We start from the raw sequence: 21,539 nt of genomic DNA, 5'->3' as shown, positions 1-21,539 counted from the left end.
CCTGAATATTGTCTTTAGCGAAATTTTGATTTCTCAGCTATTTTTAAATAAAAGTTTACAGAACTCCTCGAATAAAGCTGCTATTGTTACCACAACGGATATTTAACCTGCAAGTTTTTACGCAGATGCTGTGTGTTTAACAATCAAAATTAATTGTTGCGACTAAATATATCGAAACTGATAAATTGTTGTCGGATTTGAATTTCCCAATAGGTGTATCATGCCGAATTTAAATATTCCTGTTGTAAAGTCGATCGCCTTTATCGACACAAGCGTACCAAATTATCACAGTTTAGTGGCTGGGGTAACACCGGGTACGGAAGTTGTGGTGTTAGATGGGAACGAGGATGCGATCGCCCAAATTACTGATATTTTAGCTCTTCGGGCGAATATTGACAGCATCCACATTATCTCCCACGGCAGTCCCGGAAGTCTGCAATTCGGTAAAACCAGATTTTCCTTAGATAATTTAGAAACATATTCCCAGCAATTGCAGCAGTGGCGGAATGCTTTTACAAGCAGTACGGATATTTTAATTTATGGTTGCAATGTTGCATCGGGGCCTCGCGCTTACCCGCAAATCCGCCAGGGAATTAATTCCCTGTCTCAAAGCGAAAGTCGGTTGAAACCGACTGGGGATAACCTCAATGAACAATTCAATATACAGTCCTCTTTATTAGTTTCTCGCGCTTACCCGAAAGTCCGACAGGGAATTAATTCTCTGTCTCATAGCGAAAGTCGGTTGAAACCGACTGGAGATCACCTCAATAAACAATTCCATCTACAGTCATCTTCAGAGAACTTTCGCTATGAGACGGGGGTTAAACCCCCCGACATTATTGATGAATGCGACATTATTGATGAATGCGACATTATTGATGAATGCGACATTATTGATGAATGCGACATTATTGATGAACGCCCGATCGATCTAGACGGTCTCATCTTCATCCAACGCATTTCCCAACTCACAAATACAAACGTTGCTGCTTCCAAAAACCTCACCGGAAGTGCAGCAAAAGGTGGCGACTGGAAACTAGAAACAAGCACAGGATCGATTAAAACGTCGTTGGTGTTTGAAACCGAAGTATTGGCGAATTACGAACAGGTTTTGAATAGTTTTGGCGCATCTACTAACTTTCCTATAACCTACAGTCTCCGCAAAGTTGCCACTGGAGATTTTAACAAAGATGGCAACCTTGACCTAGTCTTTGCCACCACAGGATCTAATCGCAATGTTTCGATCGCATTAGGAGATGGTACTGGCGCATTTGGCGCTGCCACTAATCTTAACACCAACCCGCCGAGCGATCTCGCTACCTGGTCTGTCGCTGTAGGTGACTTTAACAAGGACGGCAATTCTGACCTAGTTACAGCCAATAATTTTACTAACAATGTTTCTCTACTTTTAGGGAATGGTAATGGAACTTTTGGTAATGCTACCTACTTTGGTGTGGGGGCAAATCCTTATACTGTAGCTGCTGGAGACTTTAATTCTGATGGCAATCCTGACTTAGTTACAGCCAATCGAAGCTCTAACAATATTTCTATCTTACTGGGAAATGGTAATGGCAGTTTTAGCGCAGCTACTAATTTGAGCGTGGGATTAAATCCATATTTTGTGCTTGTTGGTGACTTTAACAAGGATAACAAGTCAGATTTTGCCACAGCTAACCTTAGTTCTAATAACATATCCATCCTGTTGCAAAATGCTAATGGGTCTTTCGGTGCTGCCACTAACTTTACCGTTGCCAATAACCCAAATTACATCGTATTGGGCGATTTTAATGGAGACCAAAATCCAGATTTGGCAACTAGCAATCAAGGCTCAGATAATGTATCAGTTATATTAGGGAATGGCACTGGCAGCTTTGGTGCAGCGACCAACTATAGTGTCGCAAGAGACCCTCTTGCTATTGCTGCTGGCGATTTTAATGTCGATGGAAAACTCGATATAGCCACAGCAAATAATGGATCGGATGATGTTTCCCTGCTGTTAGGGAATGGTAACGGCACTTTTGGCACTGTTATTAATTTTGGTGTGGGAACCAATCCCCAAGGTATTGTTGCAGGCGATTTTAACAAAGATGGCTTACCCGATTTAGCTACGGCGAACTTTGACTCTTTTAACACCTCGATTTTGCTCAACGCAACTCCTAAGGTGAATTTCGGGGCAGCAACTTATAGCGGTACTGAATCAATAACAGACATAACAATCAATATTCCCGTTACTATTAGCAGTTCTCCCAATACTACGGTAACTGTACCAATTCTCATCAATCCCAGTAGCACGGCTACCCAAAATTCAGATTACACCTTTGCCCCTACAACTGTTACTTTCCCCGCCAATACTACTAATCTAACGCAGAATGTTGCAGTTACTATCAAACCCGACAACATAGCTGAAAACGCCGAAACCGCAATTTTCAGCTTTGGTACAATGACAGGTAGTCTTGCAGGTGCGCTTGCAGGTACGATCGCTCAAACCACGCTAACTATTCCAGCTAACGGTAAAATCTCTTATGCCATTGCGACTGATATTCCTAGCATTCCCGAAGGGAATACTGGCACAAAACCTCTAATTTTCACCGCGACTCGCAGCGGCGATACTGGCGGGGCGAGTAGCGTCAAATATACGATCGCCGGAACTGCTACTAACGGAACCGACTACAATAATATCGGCGGCACTTCCGGGGCAACGGGTATCGCAGGCACGATCGACTTTGCAGCGGGTGAAACATCCAAAACCATTACTCTTGATGTGTTAGGTGACGCAGTAGTAGAATCCGATGAAACTATTGCGGTGGCGCTGTCGAATCCTGTTGCACCGGGTATAACACCTACGATTACTGCTGCAACGGCTACAACTACGATCGCAAATGATGACAAAGCAGGTATCAACGTCATACCTCTGGATGGGAATACAAGTATTACAGAAGGCGGCGTAGCAGGAAGCTATGCAGTTAGGCTAACATCGCAACCTACTGCACCCGTTACTATTAGTTTAACTGCGGGCGATCGCATTAATCCGGTTGCGGCGATTACTTTCGATCGCAATAATTGGAATGTTCCTCAAAAGATATCTGTTAGTGCGATCGATGACAATATAGTGCAAGGCGTACTCAGTGGCACTATTACTTACGCTATTAGCAGTGCCGACGCCAATTATAACAGCTTGACAATTGGCGATGTTACTATAGCGATCGGCGATAACGATCGCGCTGGTGTTTCTATTATCGAATCAGCCGGCAGTACGGAAATCGGCGAAGGCGGTGCCACAGATACTTACAGTCTGGTTCTCACTTCTGAACCTGTTGCCCCAGTGACGATTAACTTTAATCCCGGCAGTCAAATAAATGCGATCGCACCTGTCACTTTTACATCGAAGAATTGGAATGTTGCTCAAAATGTGACTGTAAGCGCGATCGATGACAATCTCTCGGAAGGGACGCACACTGGCACTATTACTCACACAAGTACCAGTACCGATGCTAATTACAATGACTTGATAATTCCCAATGTTACTGCATCGATCGCTGATAACGATCGCCCTGGTGTTTCTATTGTTCAATCAGCCGGGAGTACCCAAATCGGCGAAGGCGGTGCCACAGACACTTACAGCCTGGTTCTCACTGCTGCACCTACTGCACCAGTTACGATTAACTTGGACGCGGGCAGTCGAGTTAATGCGATCGCACCTGTCACTTTTACACCGAATAATTGGAATGTTGCTCAAAATGTGACTGTGAGTGCGATCGATGACAGCATCCCCGAAGGAACCCACAGCGGTACGATTGCTCACAAGTCGGTCAGCAACGACACTAAGTATAATAACTTGACGATTTCTCCTGTGACTGTCACGATTGCTGACAACGATACCGCCGGCGTGACTATTTCACCGACGAGTATCACTGCAACGGAAGGCTCTGCTAGTGGGACGTACAGCGTCAAACTTACTGCACAGCCGACGGCACCGGTGACGGTTAGTTTCGCGAATGGTACTCAAATAAATGCGATCGCCCCGATTACCTTTGACGCTACCAACTGGAATGTGGCGAAACCAATTACAGTAACGGCTACAGACGATGCGGTTGTTGAAGGAAATCATGTAGGGGCGATCGGTCATACAGCCACAAGTGTTGATACTAAGTATAATCAAATAGCTATTTCCGGTGTGACAGTGGCGATTACTGATAACGACACAACACCAACCCCAATAATAACTCGGACTAGGACTCCAACTCCAACGCCGACACCAACTCCAAGTCCAACTCCAACACCTGCGTCGGAAGTAACGCCAACGCCAACGCCAACACCTGCGATCGTAATTCCTCCCCCCGCGCCAACTGATGCACCTCAAACCCCAGACACCGATTGTATTTGCCGGACAATTGTGTCTCCGGATCTCAATCAACCCAATCAAGTTGATGATACTCTGTACGGCAACGGTAGCAACATAAATCAGCTTGGCAGTCTACAAAATGATGATTTCTACGGCAGTACAATTCCCAATCTTTTCGATGCCAAAGAAGGCAATGACAATCTTTTTTGTGGCAATGACAATGACTCGGTTAACGGCAATGAAGGGAATGATTTTATTGTTGGCAACGAGGGAGATGATTTACTATTTGGAGGAAAAAACAACGATATTATCTTAGGATGTGAAGGACAAGATATCGTGTTTGGCAATCGCGGTCGTGATTCTATTAATGGGCGAGAAGATGATGATTTTATTAACGGGAATCAGAGTGATGACTGGATTGATGGCGGTAAAGGCAATGATTCTTTGTTTGGCGGCAAAGATAACGATTTAATCGTGGGCAGTCAAGGCAATGATAGCCTCTTAGGAGATTTAGGAGACGATACCTTGTGCGGCGGTCAAGGTGATGATTATTTGAGGGGCGATCGCAATAATGACTTGATAGATGGAGGCGAAGGAAACGATCGCATTTATGGGGGTGAAGATGATGATACTTTGATTGGCTGTGAAGGTGATGATGTTTTATCGGGTGATTTGGGCAATGATAGTTTGATTGGGGGTCTGGGAATCGATCGCTTTTTACTATCTGTTGATTCCGGCATCGATACCATTGGCGATTTTGAGGATGGTAAAGATTTGCTGATTCTCGGTAACGGGCTGACTTTTTCGCGATTGGCAATTACTCAAAGTAATGGGATAACTCAGATTAGTTTTGCCGCCACCGGACAAGTTTTTGCTTCTTTAATTGGAGTATCTTCCACTGCGATTAATGCTGCCGATTTCACTTTGCTGTAGTTAGCATTTAATGTGCGATCGGCGGCTGAGTGCGATCGCCCTTGATAACCCGATCGATTGACCGAAATAAGTAAGGTTCGTAGTGCGGACTTCAGTCCGCAGCCAGAAAGCGGACTGAAGTCCGCACTACGAACCTTTTTTGCGATATTCATCGACTGGACATGATATTACATCACGTCCGGGCGATCGCCGCTAATCTAGGTTTCCAATTTTTGCGATCGCACATCACCTTACTTACCTAATTTATGTATTAATTACCACACTTAAATCTCAATACAAAAGCACTTACATTTCAAAAATATTTGTGTTATGTGCATCTCGCATTCATCGCAGTAATTGTACTTAAGTATTTTCTCGCTCTTTATCAGTACTTTAATTTACCAGCTCTTTTTAAAGAAAACTTTATATAGCTCTGCTAAAAAAACTGTTATGTTAGCTACAACAGATCGGAAATAACCAAATTTTTACGCAGAAATCCCGTGTCTGTGTAAATCAAAATTGATAGACAGTTTCGCACGCAAGTTGCGAAACAGGGGAATTGTTGTCTTTTTTACCCCAAATAGGTGTATTATGTCGAATTTAAATGTTCCAGTTTCAGTAAAGTCGATCGCCTTTATCGATACAAAAGTACCAGATTATCAAAGTTTAGTAGCCGGAGTAACACCGGGTACGGAAGTAGTCGTTTTGGATGGGCAGAAGGATGCGATCGCACAAATTACTCAAATCTTAGCTCTTCGTACCAATATTGACAGCATTCACATCGTTTCTCACGGTGCTCCGGGTAGCCTGCAAGTGGGTAATGGTAGTTTGAGTTTAGACGATCTAGAGTGCGATCGGCATTTTCTACAGCAGTGGTTTTCGCCACTAACCTCTATCCCCAAAAATCCACCTAATATCCTCTTGTACGGGTGCGAAGTAGCAGCAGGCGAGACAGGTTTAGCATTTGTCAAACGCTTGAGTGAGTTAACCGGGGCTAGTGTTGCAGCTTCCCAAAACCTGACGGGAAGTGTAGCAAAGGGTGGGGACTGGGAACTAGAAATCAGAACCGGGAAAATAGAAACAGCGCTAGTATTTGCACCCGAAGTATTGGCTAATTACGAGTACGTTTTGAATAGTTTCAAGCCAGCTACCAACTTTCCCGTCGGCACAAATCCCGTCTTAGTTGATGTAGGAGATTTTGACGGCAACGGCATCAAAGACTTAGCTGTTGCCAATAGCAACGCTGCCGGAGGTGGCACTTCTGGCACCTCTATTTTATTAGGGAATGCCACAGGAGGCTTCAATCCGGCTACTAACTTGGCCCAGGGAGGAAATGCCCTCGCGATCGGCAAATTTTTCGGAAGTAACAGAGACGGCTTAGTTGTCGATAACGGCAACGGTTCTCTCACACTGTTTTTGGGTGGCTTAGCTTCAAGCACTAATATATCTTTGAACCCAACGAGTCGGGCTAATTACATTGCTGCTACGGATTTTAACGGCGATGGCTTGACAGACTTAGCTGTAGCGACTACTCGCGCCACGGGTGTCCCCAATACTAATAGCGCTGTCTCAATTCTATTGCAGAATCTTGACGGGACTTTTAGTGTACCAGTCAATTCTTTGGTAGGAATACAACCCACTTCCATCGCCGTGGGCGATTTTGATGGCGACGGAAAACAAGACGACTTAGCTGTGGCAAGTCGCACCGCTAACACAGTTTCAATTCTGTTGGCAAACAATAGTGGAGTCTTTACTAATGGCCCAACTATTCCAGTGGGAACAGGGCCGTATTCGATCGCAGTAGGGAAGTTTGACGCGGACAATACAGACGACTTGGCTGTAGCTAATCTTACCTCTAAAAACGTCTCAATTCTGTTACAAAAAACCCCTGGAACTTTTACCACTGCTCCCAGTTTAGCAGTGGATACAACTTTCCTGGCTGCCGGAGATATCGACGGTGACGGCAAGTCAGATTTGGCCGTGACTAACGGTACAGCTAAAGCCGTGTCTGTTCTGTTGGGAAAAGGCAATGGTGAATTTAGCACTCCCATCGACTTTCCGGTAGGTTCTTCTAATTCTTATCCCTCTTCCGTTATGGTGAAGGATATTGATGGAGATAGCAGGCCGGACATTGCTGCAACCAACTTCTCAGACAACAACGTTTCAATCCTGCTAAATACACCAAGTACGGTATCTTTTGTCACGCCCAAAATAGGCAACACTTATAACATAAATGAAGGCGCTACCGACACTGTAATTAATGTCCCCGTCACTATCAGCAACAGCAGTTCTTTCGGCGATGTAGTTGTACCAATTGTCATCGATCCAAGTAGCAATGCTACTCAAGGTGCAGATTACACTCTTTCAACTACATCCCTAACTTTTCCTGCTAACACTACTACTCTCACCCAGAATATTGCAATCACGATTAAAGCTGACAATATCGTTGACACCGAACAAATAGTTCTCAATTTTGGCAAAATTACAGGTGGCACTGCCGTTACTGGTTCGGGTAGCGGTTCCAGCAATCAAGTAAAAGTGGCAATATTGGACAGGAATAGTTCTTATACTATTGCAGCCAACAATCCCAGCGTTATCGAAGGCAATTCCGGGAAAACTCCGGCCGCATTTACGATTACTCGCAGCGGCAGCACAGAACTTGGGAGTACCGTAGATTATACGATCGCCGGTACTGCTACCAACGGCACTGATTACAACAACATCGGCGGCACTTCTGGCGCAACGGCTACCACTGGCAAAATCAGTTTTGCTGCGGGCGAAACCTCTAAAACTATTAGTTTGGATGTGTTGGGAGATGCCGAAATCGAACCGGATGAAACAGTTACCATTACTTTATCAAATTCAGTTTCACCGGGTGGCGCACCGACTATTGCGACGGCTACCGCTACGGCTACCATCAAAAATGATGACACTGCCGGCTTTACGGTTAGTCCAAATGCAATATCAACGACTGAACTCGGCGGTAAAGCTAGTTTCACAGTCAAACTCAATTCACAACCAACTGCTGACGTTTCTTTCGCCCTAAACAGTTCCAATGTTGCCGAAGGAACAGTTTCAACTAATAGCGTAACTTTCACTCCGGCTAACTACAGTCAACAGCAAACAATTACGGTGACTGGTGTTGACGATTTGGTAGCTGATGGGAATGTAGTTTACAAAATTATCACGGCGGCTGCTGTCAGCACTGATCTTAATTACAACAATCTCAATCCTGATGATGTCACAGTCACCAACAGTGACAATGAAACTCCAGGAATTACGGTGAGTCCTACGGCTGGATTAACTACCGGCGAAGATGGTAGCAAGGCTAACTTTCAGTTTGCTCTGAATACTAAACCTACAGCTATCGTGGTTGTCAATTTGAACAGTTCCAATACAGCAGAGGGAACACTTTCTGCTAACAGCGTAACTTTCAGTCCTGACAACTGGAATATAGTGCAATCGGTGACAGTAACTGGGGTTGATGACAGTATTGCTGATGGCGATATTGAATACAAAGTTATTACGGCTGCTGCTGTTAGTACAGATCCGAATTACAGCAACAAAGATGTAGCGGATGTTGGTATTAGCAATAAGGACAATGATTCGGCTGGTGTTTCTATTAGTGTTGCTGAAACAACTGCTACAGAAGGCGGTGCAAATGGTACGTACAGTGCGGTGCTGAAATCGCAGCCGATCGCACCTGTCACCATCACTCTTACAACAGGTAATCAGATTGATGCGATCGCGCCTATAACTTTCACTCCCAACACTTGGAATATCGCTCAACCGGTTACGGTGATAGCTGTTGATGATGCGATCGTCGAAGGTGCACACAGCGGGAATATTACTCACAATGTGACGAGCAGCGATGCTAAGTATAACGGGATTGTGGTTGCTGGGGTGGTTGTGGCGATCGCTGATAACGATGTAGCGCCGACACCAACACCAACACCAGAACCAACTCCGACACCAACACCAGAGCCAACTCCGACACCGACGACATCGGTTACTCCAACTCCGACACCGACGACATCGGTTACTCCGACTCCGACACCGACGACATCGGTTACTCCGACTCCAACGCCGACAACATCGGTTACTCCGACTCCAACGCCGACAACATCAGTTACTCCGACTCCGACACCGACAACATCAGTTACTCCGACTCCGACACCGACAACATCCGTCACTCCGACACCGACACCGATACCAAGGCCAAACATATTTAGGAGGCCCGGAATACCGAGTTCTAACGATCAGATTGCTAGTCCTAACGATCCCACGATAAGTTTTTCCCAACCTACTTACACATTAACTGAAATTCCTCCAGGAGTCTTTCAGAGACAAATTACTCTCACTCGCACTGGAAATTTAGACAAACTTTCCACGGTTTACATACAACCTGTTACCGGTGGCTCAGCTACTGTGGACAAAGATTGGGAATTTGTCAATTACTCTGGTCAACTTACCTTTAACCCAGGTGAAGATACCAAAAGTTTCACAATTAATATCTTATCGGACAATTTAGTTGAGGAAACAGAAGAAATCGCGTTTCGGATCGATCGTGCCGATAATGCGAATATTGGCACTCAAAGTTCTACCACCGTGCAAATTTTGGATGCTCCACTTTTCACGGACACGAACTTTCGGATAGGTCCTGGTGTGCCAGCTATCTGGGGAGACTACAACAATGACGGCAAACTGGATGTCCTCGGAAACTCCATCTCCCACAAAAACATAGATAACGGCTTTGAATTCGCCAATTTTCGATACTTGGCAGGAGCTGGTGTCTCATCATGGGCAGATTACAACAATGATGGGCTGCTAGATGCTTCGGTGCGTTACCGAAACAACGAAAATTTTTTGGATACCAGTACACGAATATACACGCAGAATAGACTCGAAGACAATGACTTTGACTTAAAAATGATTCTGCCTGGTGTTTCGCCATTTTCCTACATAACTTCGGTAGATTATAACAATGATGGTCGTCTCGATATCTTGGAAACAGGCTTCTCTGCCTCAGTGGAGGGTAGTAATAGCAAGCTTTATGGCAACTTTATCGAAAACTTCAACGGTCAAAACCAATTTCCCCGATTTACGCTGAATAGAAGCGCTGGACTACCATCCAGTAGAGGTATGGCTGCTTGGGGCGACTATGACAACGACGGTAAACTTGATGTTCTGCTTAATGTGCCGAATTCCAACGGCTTCACAAGCGTCAAACTATACCGCAACTTGGGCGATGGCACTTTCAGTGACATGGGCTTAGAAATGCCCGGTTTGAGATCTCCCATCAACAACGCCACTACAAACGAAACTACAAGAGATTTTTTCTCTTCAATTGCTTGGGGAGACTACAACAACGACGGCAAACTGGATATTCTGGTAACAAGTGAGGACACTTCAGGAAAACCGATTGTCAAAGTCTACCGTAACGACCTTCCTAGGGATGGTTCTAGTGGCTCCAATGGCTTTTTTAGTGACAGTGGCGTACAGATACCAGGTTTACGTTATGGTCAAGCGAGCTGGGGAGACTATGATAATGACGGTAAACTTGATATTCTGCTCACAGGCAGAAATCATCGTTATGAAGAAGATGCAGTGCAGGGTGAAACACATTATATAACCAAAGTTTTCCACAACACAAGCAGTATTGACAGCGATAGCTTTGACAGCACATACAGCGGTTTACAACAGCCTCCGGCTCGATACTTTGAGAATTATTGGCCTGATGCTGCTTGGGGAGACTACGATAATGACGGCAAACTCGACTTCTTCGCCAATAACAAAATCTACCGCAGCAATACACCTAATACGAACACTCGACCCACTGCACCCACAGGGCTATCTACTAAGACTTCTGGTCGAGAAGTTACCTTCAACTGGAATAAAGCGACTGATGCTCAAACTCCTGCTGATGGTTTGAGCTACAACTTGCGAGTTGGCACTAAGCAAGGGGGCACAGAGGTTCTTTCCCCGATGTCTTTGAAAGATGGAACTCGTCAACTGGTGGGGTTGGGGAATGTTAGTCAAAACACCCAATGGCAACTCAAAGACTTATCTCCTGGAACATATTACTGGAGCGTACAGGCAATTGATAATGCTTGGGCTGGTTCGCCTTTCGCCACAGAAGGCAGTTTTACAGTCGGCAATACAGCCACCAACCGACCGCCAAGGGTTAACAATCCCATCCTCAATCAGAATCGCGGGATTTTCCGCAGCGACTACCGTTTGAGTCTTGCTGCCAATACTTTTATTGACGACGATCCAGGTGACAGCCTCACTTATTCCTACTCAATAATTCCAGAACCAAAACCCGGCTTCGGCCCCTTCGTACCAAACTCTCTCGATTGGCTTAGTGTCAACCCGAATACTGGCAATTTCATTCCGCCGGATTGGCTTAAGTTCGATCCAAATACACTCACCTTTAGCGTGAATTTGAATGCTGGGAATGTCCCATCATTATTCTATTTGCCAATTCAGGTGACAGCAACAGACAATGGTGGTGCCACTGCCACCGACTTCTTCCACATATATCGTGCTGGTATTTCTGGTATCGCAATTGACGGTTATATCGCGGGAGCTACTATCTTTTTAGATGCCAACAAAAATGGCATCAAGGATACCAATGAACCCTCCACAATTACCAACACCAAAGGTGAATTTAATCTAGACGTTCCCTTCGACATTTTCGACAAAAACAAAAACGGAGAAATTGACCCCGAAGAAGGCAATCTAGTTGCTACTGGAGGCACAGACACCGCCACCGGATTACCGCTGGAAACACCACTTACTGCACCACCAGATGCTACTGTTGTCACTCTCTTAACCAGCTTAGTTGCCGACTTGATCGATAAAGGAATTGCACCCAAATCAGCCGAATCTTTAGTCAAAGCAGCCCTGGGACTACCTGATGAATTGGAGCTGACGAGGTTAGACCCTATTGCTGCCACAACTCAGGGTTTATCGGGCGGAGTCCAAGTTTTCGCAGCAATGGTGAAAGTCCAAAACGTCATCACTCAAACAGTCGCTTTGATTGACGGTGCTTCCAGTGCAGCTACTAAGGATCTTGTCAAAGCTGTTGTCAGTTCAATGGGCGATAAAATTCAAGGCAATGCTATCTTAAACCTCAGCAATCCAGCCGCCTTAGAACCAATAATTCTGCAATCCGCTGCTAAAATCCAGCAGATTGACCCCAGTTTCAACATTCAAAAAGTCACCTCTATTACCTCGCAAGCTGCGACAGTAATGGCAACTGCCAATCAGCGCATTGATACCGCTGTCTCCAACCCAACAGCAACATCAATTCCCCAAGCCGTGGCCCGCGTCCAACAAGTATCTTTGGGCGCAACCACTCAAGACTTCAAAGCAGTTGGTGCTGGAAGCAAGCCAGTTTCCCAGTTAGTTACTGACAATACTGGTGCTGCTTTGGATAGCAAAATTCAAGCAGTAACATTGCCTGCTGGAATTGCGACTCCTGTTGTCACTGGCGATGCGGATTTGGGCAGCAATTCGGGGAATCCGATCAACGGTACGAATGGCGATGACATCCTCACAGGCACCAGCAGCAATGATGTATTGATGGGCATGAGGGGCAACGATTCTCTCGACGGCGCTGCCGGAAATGACACTATTTTCGGCGGCAAAGGCTTCGATACTTTGCTCGGTTCGGGCGGTGATGATGCCTTGTTTGCTGGCCGGGGTGCTGATAATTTGAATGGCGGCGATGGTAATGATAGTCTGTACGGAGGTAAGGGCGATGATTTACTCAATGGCGGTTTGGGAAATGATACTTTGACGGGAGGAAACGGAGTCGATAAATTCCTGCTTTCCACCAATTCTGGGACTGATACTATTACCGATTTTGAATTTGGTAAAGACTTCTTAGTATTGGGTAACGGGCTGACTTCTTCACAATTGGCGATCGCCCAAGATAGCGGTGTAACATTAATTCGGTTTGCCCAAACTGGAGAGATTTTGGCTTCTATCAGTGGAGTTTCTGCTGGGAGTATTACCGCAGGGAGTTTCGGATTGATTTGAGAGCGATTTGCGATCGATCGCCCCTAAATCTCCTTAGTTTGTCGTCAGACAAATTAGGTACGTAGTTGCGCTTCAGCGCTCCGGAAAGGTACGTAGTTGCGCTTCAGCGCTCCGGAAAGGTACGTAGTTGCGCTTCAGCGCTCCGGAAAGGTACGTAGTTGCGCTTCAGCGCTCCGGAAAGGTACGTAGTTGCGCTTCAGCGCTCCGGAAAGGTACGTAGTTGCGCTTCAGCGCTCCGGAAAGGTACGTAGTTGCGCTTCAGCGCTCCGGAAAGGTACGTAGTTGCGCTTCAGCGCTCCGGAAAGGTACGTAGTTGCGCTTCAGCGCTCTTTGCTAATATCAGGAAAGAGGGCTGAAGCCCAACAACATACCTCTTCAACCGCCGATTTTTCTAACATCTCAAATCAACAGCGCTGATATCGCATACCCGGCAATTGCGAAACTAATCCCAACAATTCCAACTGCAAAAGAATACCAGAAACCGTCCCCGCTTCCAATCCAGCAGCCTCCACAATTGTATCAAGAGAATTCGGCCCGGAACCCAGAGCTTTTAACACTACAGCCAACTCCCCATCCAATAGCGGCTCTTGTTTTTCAGGGGCTGGATTTGTCGGAAACAAGGACAACTGCTGCGCGCTATCCAATTTTGGCATAGCTCCGAGCATTTCCAACAACCTGTCTTCACTTAAAAGTCGATCGCTATTCGGGAGAATCGGATGAGCACCTTTACTCAGCAACTCCAAACATCCAAACGATCGCTCATCATCCAACCTTCCCGTCAAAACATACACATCCCGACAAAACTCATTAGCTTGATAAGCAGTAATTAACGCCCCCGACTTCTGCGGAGCTTCAATCACAATAGTAGCGCGACTCAAGCCAGCAATTATCCGATTTCGGCGCGGAAAATTAGTTTTATTCGGTTGAGTCCCCGCCGGATATTCGCTGATTGCCAGTCCCTGCTGTAACAGGCGATCGCACAACCGCTCATTTGGCTTAGGATAAACGATATCAACCCCAGTACCAAAAACAGCCAAAGTCCGGCCTCCCGCCTCCAAACAGCTTGTATGAGCCTCCGTATCAATACCTGCGGCAAATCCCGAAACAACAGTAAAACCATTTTTAGCCAAAGCCACACTAATTTTACGAGTCCAGCGGCGGCCGTATTCCGAAGGACTGCGAGTCCCAACAATTGCCACCGTCGGGGTAATTCCTTGATTCTCTTTGCGATCGACTAAACCGCGATAATACACCACTGGCGGCGGGCTGGGAATTTCTAATAACAAGCTGGGATAATCCGGATCTGCGGGTGTCCAAAAACAGGGATTGTTAATAAGATGTTTCTCAATAAATTCTTCAGGATTGAGTTTAGATCGTTCTTGTACAGTGGTATCAATTACCTGCTTGCCAAACCCTTCTACTCGCATTAAATCAACTGGTTTCGCCATCCAAGCTTCTGCCAAAGTCTTAAAATGTTGGTGCAATCTTTGCAACAAAATCGGCCCGATACCATTAATCTGTGACCATGCTAACCAGTAAGCGCGTTCTTCTAGCAACGACTTGCCCTCAATTTATCTGAGAATAATTTTATCATTTAAGGTACGTTGTTGGGCTTTAGCCCTCTTTGTCTATAAGTCTAAAGAGGGCTGAAGCCCAACAACGTACCTAAGCTTTCCAACCGACAAAACTGGCATAAATATAAGCAATGATTTCCCCAGTCACAGTCCGGAAACCTGCGCTCGATTTCCACCATTCTTGTGAGTTATAATCTTGCGATTCCGCAGCTATAATCCCGACTTTAATCTCAGGATTCAACACTTCTTGAAAAATCATCCAACTACGGCGGGCATGAGTGCCAATAGAATAAAGATTGATTGAGTCCACTTTTAGGGCAGAAGTAGCTAGCCAATCTCGAAGTGCGATCGCAGAAGCAGCAGTGCGGTGTTTCACAACACTCGGTGCGGGTACAGCTACCACTTTGTTCTTATCAAATCCTAGCGCAATACAAGTCGCGGCGGTCAGTTCAGCATAATTTTTATATTGGGCGAGATAGTGGCCCTTACTTACCGGAAGCCCGGTTGTCACCAATTTCCGGTATCCGCCTTTGTTGAATTCTGCGATCGCACTTTCGACTGCATAATCCGGCAACCAGCCTTCCACAACCAGTATATCTGCTTTAATCGGCGCATTTACCGCCAAAAATGGATGAATATTTGTGAGAATTAAGACCATTGTAATGATTAAACCTGCGATCGCAATTACCCAACCTTCCCAGGTAATTGCCCACATTTCTCGGCGGCGGATCAGACGAATTTTCATTTTATAGCAGAAGGAAGAAGGAAGTTCGGCAACGGATTCTGTAGCGGATGTAACGGATGTAACGGATGTAACAGATGTAACGGATGTCAGTTATCAGGAAGAAGAAAGAAGAAGCAACAATACCAATGGTTTTAGGAAGAGGGAAATAGTGAGACTGTGAGAAATTTATAAAATTGCCCTATGCCCGGTTTTGCCGGTTTTGCTCTTGGCCGGTTTTGCCTATTCCCTATGCCCTATTCCCTATGCCTATTCCCCATTCCCAAATTATTTGTGTTTGAGATACTCAAAAACGCTCTTATCGCCGATATCCTGGGGGATAGGTTGAAAAAACTTGCGGACAGCAAAAATGATGAACAATATCGCCCAAAGTCCCAGCAGCAACTGTTCATTTTCCGGTGTCAAGAAGCCAAAAATATGTCCTAAAAGTAATAGTGGAACTCCCGGAGTCAAAAACTTAGTTTCTAGGCGGTTAAAGCAGAAAGCTTCTTTAAAAAAGATGCCATTTAAGGCAGCAAAAGTAAAGCCAATTCCCCACAAAGTCGCTGGATGTTCGTACACCGCCAAAGCCAAAGGTTCGCTACTTTGTAAAGCGACAAACAGTGCTGCCGCGCCGCCGATCGCCCAAAACACCTTTAACGTGCGATGCAGCGCTATCATGTAAATGTGAATAGTTGCCAAACTAACGCCTAAAGCTATCCAGAAACACGCAAAAACAGGCGTTACAGCTTGAATTGCCATTGCGTTGTCGCCCTGTTGCAACACCAGAGTAGCACCCACCGCCAAACACAGCGCCGCCACCCCCAATCCCGCGCGGTAGATCAGCACTCCCGCGCGATCGCTTTCGGTAATCGTAAACTCGCCGAATTGCCCTTGATAGACTGCCGATTCATCAGGCGATTTTAATAATTGCATCACAGCTTCCTCCTATTTATCAGACACGAATGTACTTCTACCAAGATATACTTTATTGATAAACCGATACAGCGAGACCGAGCGATGCCCAAATTTAACAAACCTAAAGTTAACCAGCCTAAAGTTAACAAGTCTCAAGTTGACGATCGCCCAAATCAAAGCAAATCCCTTCCTTCAGAATCCGAACTTCCTTTAGTTCAGCTTGATGAAACCATTGTAGCAGGTAGAAGACCGAAACCGCTAAACGACTTGCAGCGCTTGCTTGCCGAATTACCAGAATTAGGAGGCACCTTCAAGCCAGAAATCTTCGCCGATCTCGATGAAAACAACCCATTTAATGGCAGTCAATTTGAAAGTAAGATTAGAAGAATCCTGGGAAACAAAAAAATCAATGCCGATCTTAAAAATACAATCAAATATTTAGACTACCTCAAGCAAAATTTTCAAGTTCCGTGCCATGTTACTGGCATAGAAGAGTTTGAATGGGAAGAAGAGTATATTATGGGTTTTGGCACTAAAAAAGAATATGCAAGGCTCAAAAAAACTCAACCTTCTTATACTGATAAATTCACAATTCATCGGTTGGAAGATTTTTCTATTCAGGAAGACGGCATATTTGTGGAAGTTCAGCGCGTTGGCGATCGCAAAAAGTTTATGTTGCGTTTAGCAGAGTTAGAATCAGTTGATGATATCCCCCCAAACAATCATTTATTACATGATTATGCCGTGTGGTGGATTAATTATTAAGGAAGAGGGAGATTGGGAGATTGGGAGAGGGGGAAAAATCTTCCTTCTCCCCTCTTCCCTCTTCCCTCTGAAAACTGTCAACTGTCAACTGTCAACTGTCAACTCTTCCTTCTTCCCTCTTCCCTCTGAAAACTGTCAACTGTCAACTGTCAACTGTCAACTGTCAACTCTTCCTTCTTAATTAGATTGAAGCAGCAAAGTGCGATCGCTCGACTTTTGCCAAAGCTTCAACTAAACTGCGAACAGCAGCAATCATCGCCACTTCGCTGTTAAGTTGGCTTACAGCAGAACCGACGCCAACACCCGCAGCGCCGGCGCCAATAGCCAGCGGTGCAGTGACGCTGGAGATGCCCGAAGCGCAGAGTACGGGGACTTGTACGGCGCGGGAAATTTCAAAGGCTGCGGCCAAAGTAGGCGCTGCTTTTTCAATCAATCCCAAAGTTCCGGCGTGAATTGGCTGGGCGCTGGTGCCGCCTTCGGTTTGGATGATGCTAGCGCCTGCTTTGACCAATTCTGTTGCTAACTGTACTTGTTTGTCCAGTGTCAGAATGTGGGGAACTGTTACAGAAAGAGTGATGTTCGGAAATAGCGATCGCGTTTGGCGAGTCAACTCCAAAACTTCAGAAGCTTCAAAACGGCGCCCTACAGCGTAGAAAGCATCAAAGTTGCCAATTTCAATCAAATCAGCGCCTGCTTCTACCGCAGCCACAAACTTTTCTGGCTCCACAGCCGATACACAAATTGGCAAATTTGTCAACTGTTTTGCCATCAATACCAAATCGCGATCGCAAGCAATATCGACAAAGGTTGCACCGCCGAGATCCGCTGCTTTGACGACAGCCGCAACGTTGGCTGCATCAAAATTATTTAAACCGCTGATAATTTTCAGGGCGCGGCCTTGCTCAAATGCGCGCTGCAATTTAGGAGTTACACTCATCGTTAGTCTTCCAACTCAAAAAATTTGTTAGACTCATTTTGACATGGATTAGAACAAATTTTGATTTTTAATTCTTAATAAGCTGTTCCGCATCTAAATTCTATTTTTTGAGCGGGCTTTCTGGCCCACCCCACAAGAGTTTTGTTAAATTTGACTATACAATTTAAATGCACTTGGGCTTAGCGATAAGGTGCAGCCTAAGCTCCTTACATACGTCGGTTATGCGTCCAGGACTGTATTTTTTATCAGAAATTTGGGTCTAAAACCCCGTCCTTCGCTCGACGGCTTTACAAAAGTTACGAGAACTTACGCACATTTTACAATTTAGGCGTTACACTGTAAGTGTGACACTAAAAGCCTTCAGCTATCGATTCTACCCAACGCCGGAACAAGAAAGTTTGTTGCGACGCACTTTCTTGTTGTACTCGTTTAGTCTACAACCGTGCTTTAGCTGCAAGGACCCAAGCTTGGTACGCAGAACAAAAACGGGTAGGATACGCTGAAACTTCTTCAATGTTAACTGAATGGAAAAAAACTGAGGAATTAGATTTTCTCAACGCTGTTTCTTCAGTGCCATTGGACTTTAGTCATCTCTTGTTCGAGGACTAAAGTCCTCACTACGAACCAATTGATTGCCGAGCGTATCTAATAAAAAAACCTCACAGATGGAGGTTTTTTGATGATTGTTGGCGCTATTCGGACAGGTTAAAACATCCTGTCCCTGCATCAGGCCCACAGCCCGTTATACTCTAGGATTAGCGGTAATCTGTACGAACTGCTGGATCGCGATCGCCAGTTGTAGTGGTGTAGCGGACATTTTCTTCGCGTTTTTTGGGCATCAAACCCAACAAGCCAGATAAGCCGAGCAATCCCAACCATCCCCAATCAAAATCGCGATCGTTCTGGGCACTGTAGACACCGGAGCGAGGAGTAGTGGTAGTAGTAGTTGTGTCTCTGCTGTTAGTACCCGGAGCTGTATTTGTCTGAGCCGAAGTCGGCAGATGAGCTGGTAAAATGGCTAAACCAGCAGCGATAATACCTGCACCGATTGCTTTGGATAAATCAGAACGTTTCATAATTCAAATGCTCTCTGTTGGCAAAAATCTTTAACTATCATCACTATATCGATCGCCTTTCAAAGTTAAATCCACCTGTAGCAGTAAAGATTGATTAACTCCAGCTATTACTACAGATTGATATCAAATTTTTAGTGGTCATACGAAATTAAACATAGCTCGCAAAGCCCAAAACGTCACTTCGCGGGGCGAATCTCATATCGTTTCCGGCCGCATCGGTATTGTTCAAACAGTCAACCGTCAACCGTCAACCGTCAACCGTCAACCGTCAACCGTCAACCGTCAACCGTCAACCATCAAAAATCATACAGACAATGTACTGTTGACAAAAAAAGGTAAACTCAGATATTGCACAGACAACAAAAGCTCGATCGACGGAGATTAAAACAAATTGGGAATAGAGCTACGCAGCTACGTATTTCTAGACAACTTGCAGCCACAGCACGCAGCATACATCGGCACAGTCGCCGCCGGATTCTTGCCACTGCCGGGGGATGCGTCGCTGTGGATAGAAATCTCCCCTGGCATCGAAATTAACCGAATTACCGATGTCGCCCTCAAATCAGCCTCGGTGCGCCCTGGAGTGCAGATAGTCGAGCGCCTGTACGGCTTGCTGGAAGTACACTCGGGCCAGCAGGGCGAAACCAGGGCCGCCGGCAAAGCAATTCTAGAATTCATCGGAGTCCGTAGAGAAGAATGTATCAAACCGCGAGTCATTTCCAGTCAAATTATTCGCAACATCGACCCCCACCAAACGCAATTAATCAACCGCAGCAGGCGCGGACAGTTGTTGCTGGCGGGACAAACGCTTTACGTCTTAGAAGTAGAACCGGCCGCCTATGCAGCGCTGGCAGCCAATGAAGCAGAAAAAGGTGCATCTATTAACATCCTAGAGGTTCAGGCTGTCGGTAGTTTCGGACGGCTTTACCTCGGCGGAGCAGAACGAGATATTATAGCAGGTTCCCAGGCAGCAATTGCGGCGGTGGAAAGCGTATCTGGTCGCGAAAATCCAGCAATTTTTGGTCGCAAGGAATAGGGGTTATAGGAGATGCAATTATGGCAAATACACAGCATTTAGCGCTGCTAAAAAAAGGTGCAGTTACTTGGATTGAATGGAGAAATCTCAACCCAAACCTCGAACCGGATCTGAGCGAAGCTAACCTCGCCGAAGCAAATCTTAGAGGTGCGTATCTTTGGCGGTCTAACCTTTTTAAAACAGACTTGTTTAAGGCTAAATTAATTACAGCAAACCTCGCTGAATCTAATCTCAGTTTAGCAAATCTTGCTGGAGCACAACTCCTCGATACTAAATTAGTTAAAGCGAATTTAACGGGAGCCAATCTCCGAGGTGCAGACCTCCGGGGGGCAGATTTGAGCGGTGCTAATCTAATTGGGGCGGACATCAGTGGTGCGATTCTCCAACAAACCGATTTAGGAGATGCGAATTTAATCGGGGCGGCAATGTTTCGAGTTAATGCGATCGGCGCGAACCTCAATCATGCTAATCTGAGTCAAGCCAATCTCAATCAAGCCGAATTGATTGAAGCACATTTTTACGCAGCCAATTTATCTAAAGCCAACCTCGGGGAAGCTCACTTCACGGGAGCATATCTTTTTAGGGCAAATCTCTGTTTTGCGGACTTGAGTGCTGCCGATTTCCGCTGGACAAACCTCGGTAAAGCTGATTTGAGAGGGGCGAATTTGACAGGGGCAAATCTCAGAGGAGCAAATTTGGCGGGAGCTAATCTCGACGGCGCTCATTTGAAAGAAACAATCATGCCTGACGGCAGCATTGTTTCACCATAAGTAAGTTCGTAGTGAGGACTTCAGTCCTTTCTGTGACTTCGAGTAAATCAGGACTAAAGTCCTTACTACAAACCAATTTTCTCATCGGTAATCAAGGTTCGTAGTGAGGACTTCAGTCCTTTCTTTCATTTCGAGTAAATCAGGACTAAAGTCCTTACTACAAACCAATTTTCTCATCGGTAATCAAGGTTCGTAGTGAGGACTTCAGTCCTTTCTTTCATTTCGAGTAAATCAGGACTAAAGTCCTTACTACAAACCAATTTTCTCATCGGTAATCAAGGTTCGTAGTGAGGACTTCAGTCCTTTCTTTCATTTCGAGTAAATCAGGACTAAAGTCCTTACTACAAACCAATTTTCTCATCGGTAATCAAGGTTCGTAGTGAGGACTTCAGTCCTTTCTTTCATTTCGAGTAAATCAGGACTAAAGTCCTTACTAAAAACC

The 21,539-nt window shown here is 45.5% G+C and carries 11 protein-coding genes and 1 pseudogene; 7 read left to right on the top strand and 5 right to left on the bottom strand.

Features of this window, described 5'->3' with window-relative positions; translation table 11 throughout:
• Positions 1–220 precede the first annotated feature (220 nt).
• On the top strand, positions 221–5,275 hold the full coding sequence (locus tag QZW82_RS20300) for a DUF4347 domain-containing protein (protein ID WP_293151851.1): 5,055 nt from the start codon (positions 221–223) through the stop codon (positions 5,273–5,275).
• A 570-nt stretch (positions 5,276–5,845) separates the two neighbouring features.
• Positions 5,846–13,300, top strand: a complete 7,455-nt coding sequence (locus QZW82_RS20295) for a DUF4347 domain-containing protein (RefSeq protein ID WP_293151848.1) — start codon at positions 5,846–5,848, stop codon at positions 13,298–13,300.
• A gap of 404 nt (positions 13,301–13,704) precedes the next feature.
• On the opposite strand, the gene dprA is transcribed toward QZW82_RS20295, so the two are convergent.
• From dprA to QZW82_RS20280, 3 genes are all read right to left on the bottom strand, one after another.
• A complete protein-coding gene (gene dprA, locus QZW82_RS20290) occupies positions 13,705–14,856 on the bottom strand; it encodes a DNA-processing protein DprA (protein WP_293151845.1) in 1,152 nt (383 codons plus the stop codon).
• A 109-nt stretch (positions 14,857–14,965) separates the two neighbouring features.
• Complete coding sequence (locus tag QZW82_RS20285; RefSeq protein ID WP_293151842.1) at positions 14,966–15,619, bottom strand: YdcF family protein; 654 nt, start codon at positions 15,617–15,619, stop codon at positions 14,966–14,968.
• A 264-nt stretch (positions 15,620–15,883) separates the two neighbouring features.
• The gene (locus tag QZW82_RS20280; protein ID WP_293151839.1) at positions 15,884–16,531 is read right to left on the bottom strand and encodes a DUF2301 domain-containing membrane protein; all 648 of its coding nucleotides are present in this window, start codon (positions 16,529–16,531) and stop codon (positions 15,884–15,886) included.
• Positions 16,532–16,615: 84 nt separating this feature from the next.
• Between QZW82_RS20280 and QZW82_RS20275 the strand changes: the two genes are divergently transcribed.
• Together QZW82_RS20275 and QZW82_RS20270 are read left to right on the top strand one after the other, a co-directional pair.
• Positions 16,616–17,278, top strand: a complete 663-nt coding sequence (locus QZW82_RS20275) for a hypothetical protein (RefSeq protein WP_293151836.1) — start codon at positions 16,616–16,618, stop codon at positions 17,276–17,278.
• Positions 17,253–17,459: a hypothetical protein gene (locus QZW82_RS20270; protein ID WP_293151833.1), complete on the top strand. Its 207-nt coding sequence runs from the start codon at positions 17,253–17,255 to the stop codon at positions 17,457–17,459. Before QZW82_RS20275 ends, QZW82_RS20270 begins: the two co-directional genes overlap by 26 nt.
• On the opposite strand, the gene QZW82_RS20265 is transcribed toward QZW82_RS20270, so the two are convergent.
• Positions 17,460–18,215 (bottom strand): DUF561 domain-containing protein, encoded by a 756-nt coding sequence (locus tag QZW82_RS20265; protein WP_293151830.1) that lies wholly within the window; start codon positions 18,213–18,215, stop codon positions 17,460–17,462.
• A gap of 344 nt (positions 18,216–18,559) precedes the next feature.
• On the opposite strand from QZW82_RS20265, the pseudogene QZW82_RS20260 reads away from it, so the two are divergent.
• Positions 18,560–18,794, top strand: a pseudogene (locus QZW82_RS20260) (helix-turn-helix domain-containing protein); the annotation flags it as partial.
• Between the two features lie 176 nt (positions 18,795–18,970).
• Here the strand turns inward: QZW82_RS20260 and QZW82_RS20255 are convergent.
• Positions 18,971–19,291 (bottom strand): WGxxGxxG family protein, encoded by a 321-nt coding sequence (locus QZW82_RS20255; protein ID WP_293151827.1) that lies wholly within the window; start codon positions 19,289–19,291, stop codon positions 18,971–18,973.
• A gap of 391 nt (positions 19,292–19,682) precedes the next feature.
• Here QZW82_RS20255 and QZW82_RS20250 point away from each other — a divergent pair, with 391 nt between their 5' ends.
• A complete protein-coding gene (locus tag QZW82_RS20250; protein WP_293151824.1) occupies positions 19,683–20,327 on the top strand; it encodes a hypothetical protein in 645 nt (214 codons plus the stop codon).
• 20 nt (positions 20,328–20,347) lie between these two features.
• Entirely contained in the window at positions 20,348–21,097 is a 750-nt protein-coding gene (locus QZW82_RS20245) for a pentapeptide repeat-containing protein (protein WP_293151821.1), read from the top strand.
• Positions 21,098–21,539 lie beyond the last annotated feature (442 nt).

It is taken from the genome of Microcoleus sp. bin48.metabat.b7b8b9.023 (genome assembly GCF_013299185.1).
GTDB lineage: Bacteria > Cyanobacteriota > Cyanobacteriia > Cyanobacteriales > Microcoleaceae > Microcoleus.
The sequence above is the reverse complement of the archived record's forward strand: the minus strand, read 5'-3'. Positions and strand labels throughout refer to the sequence as shown.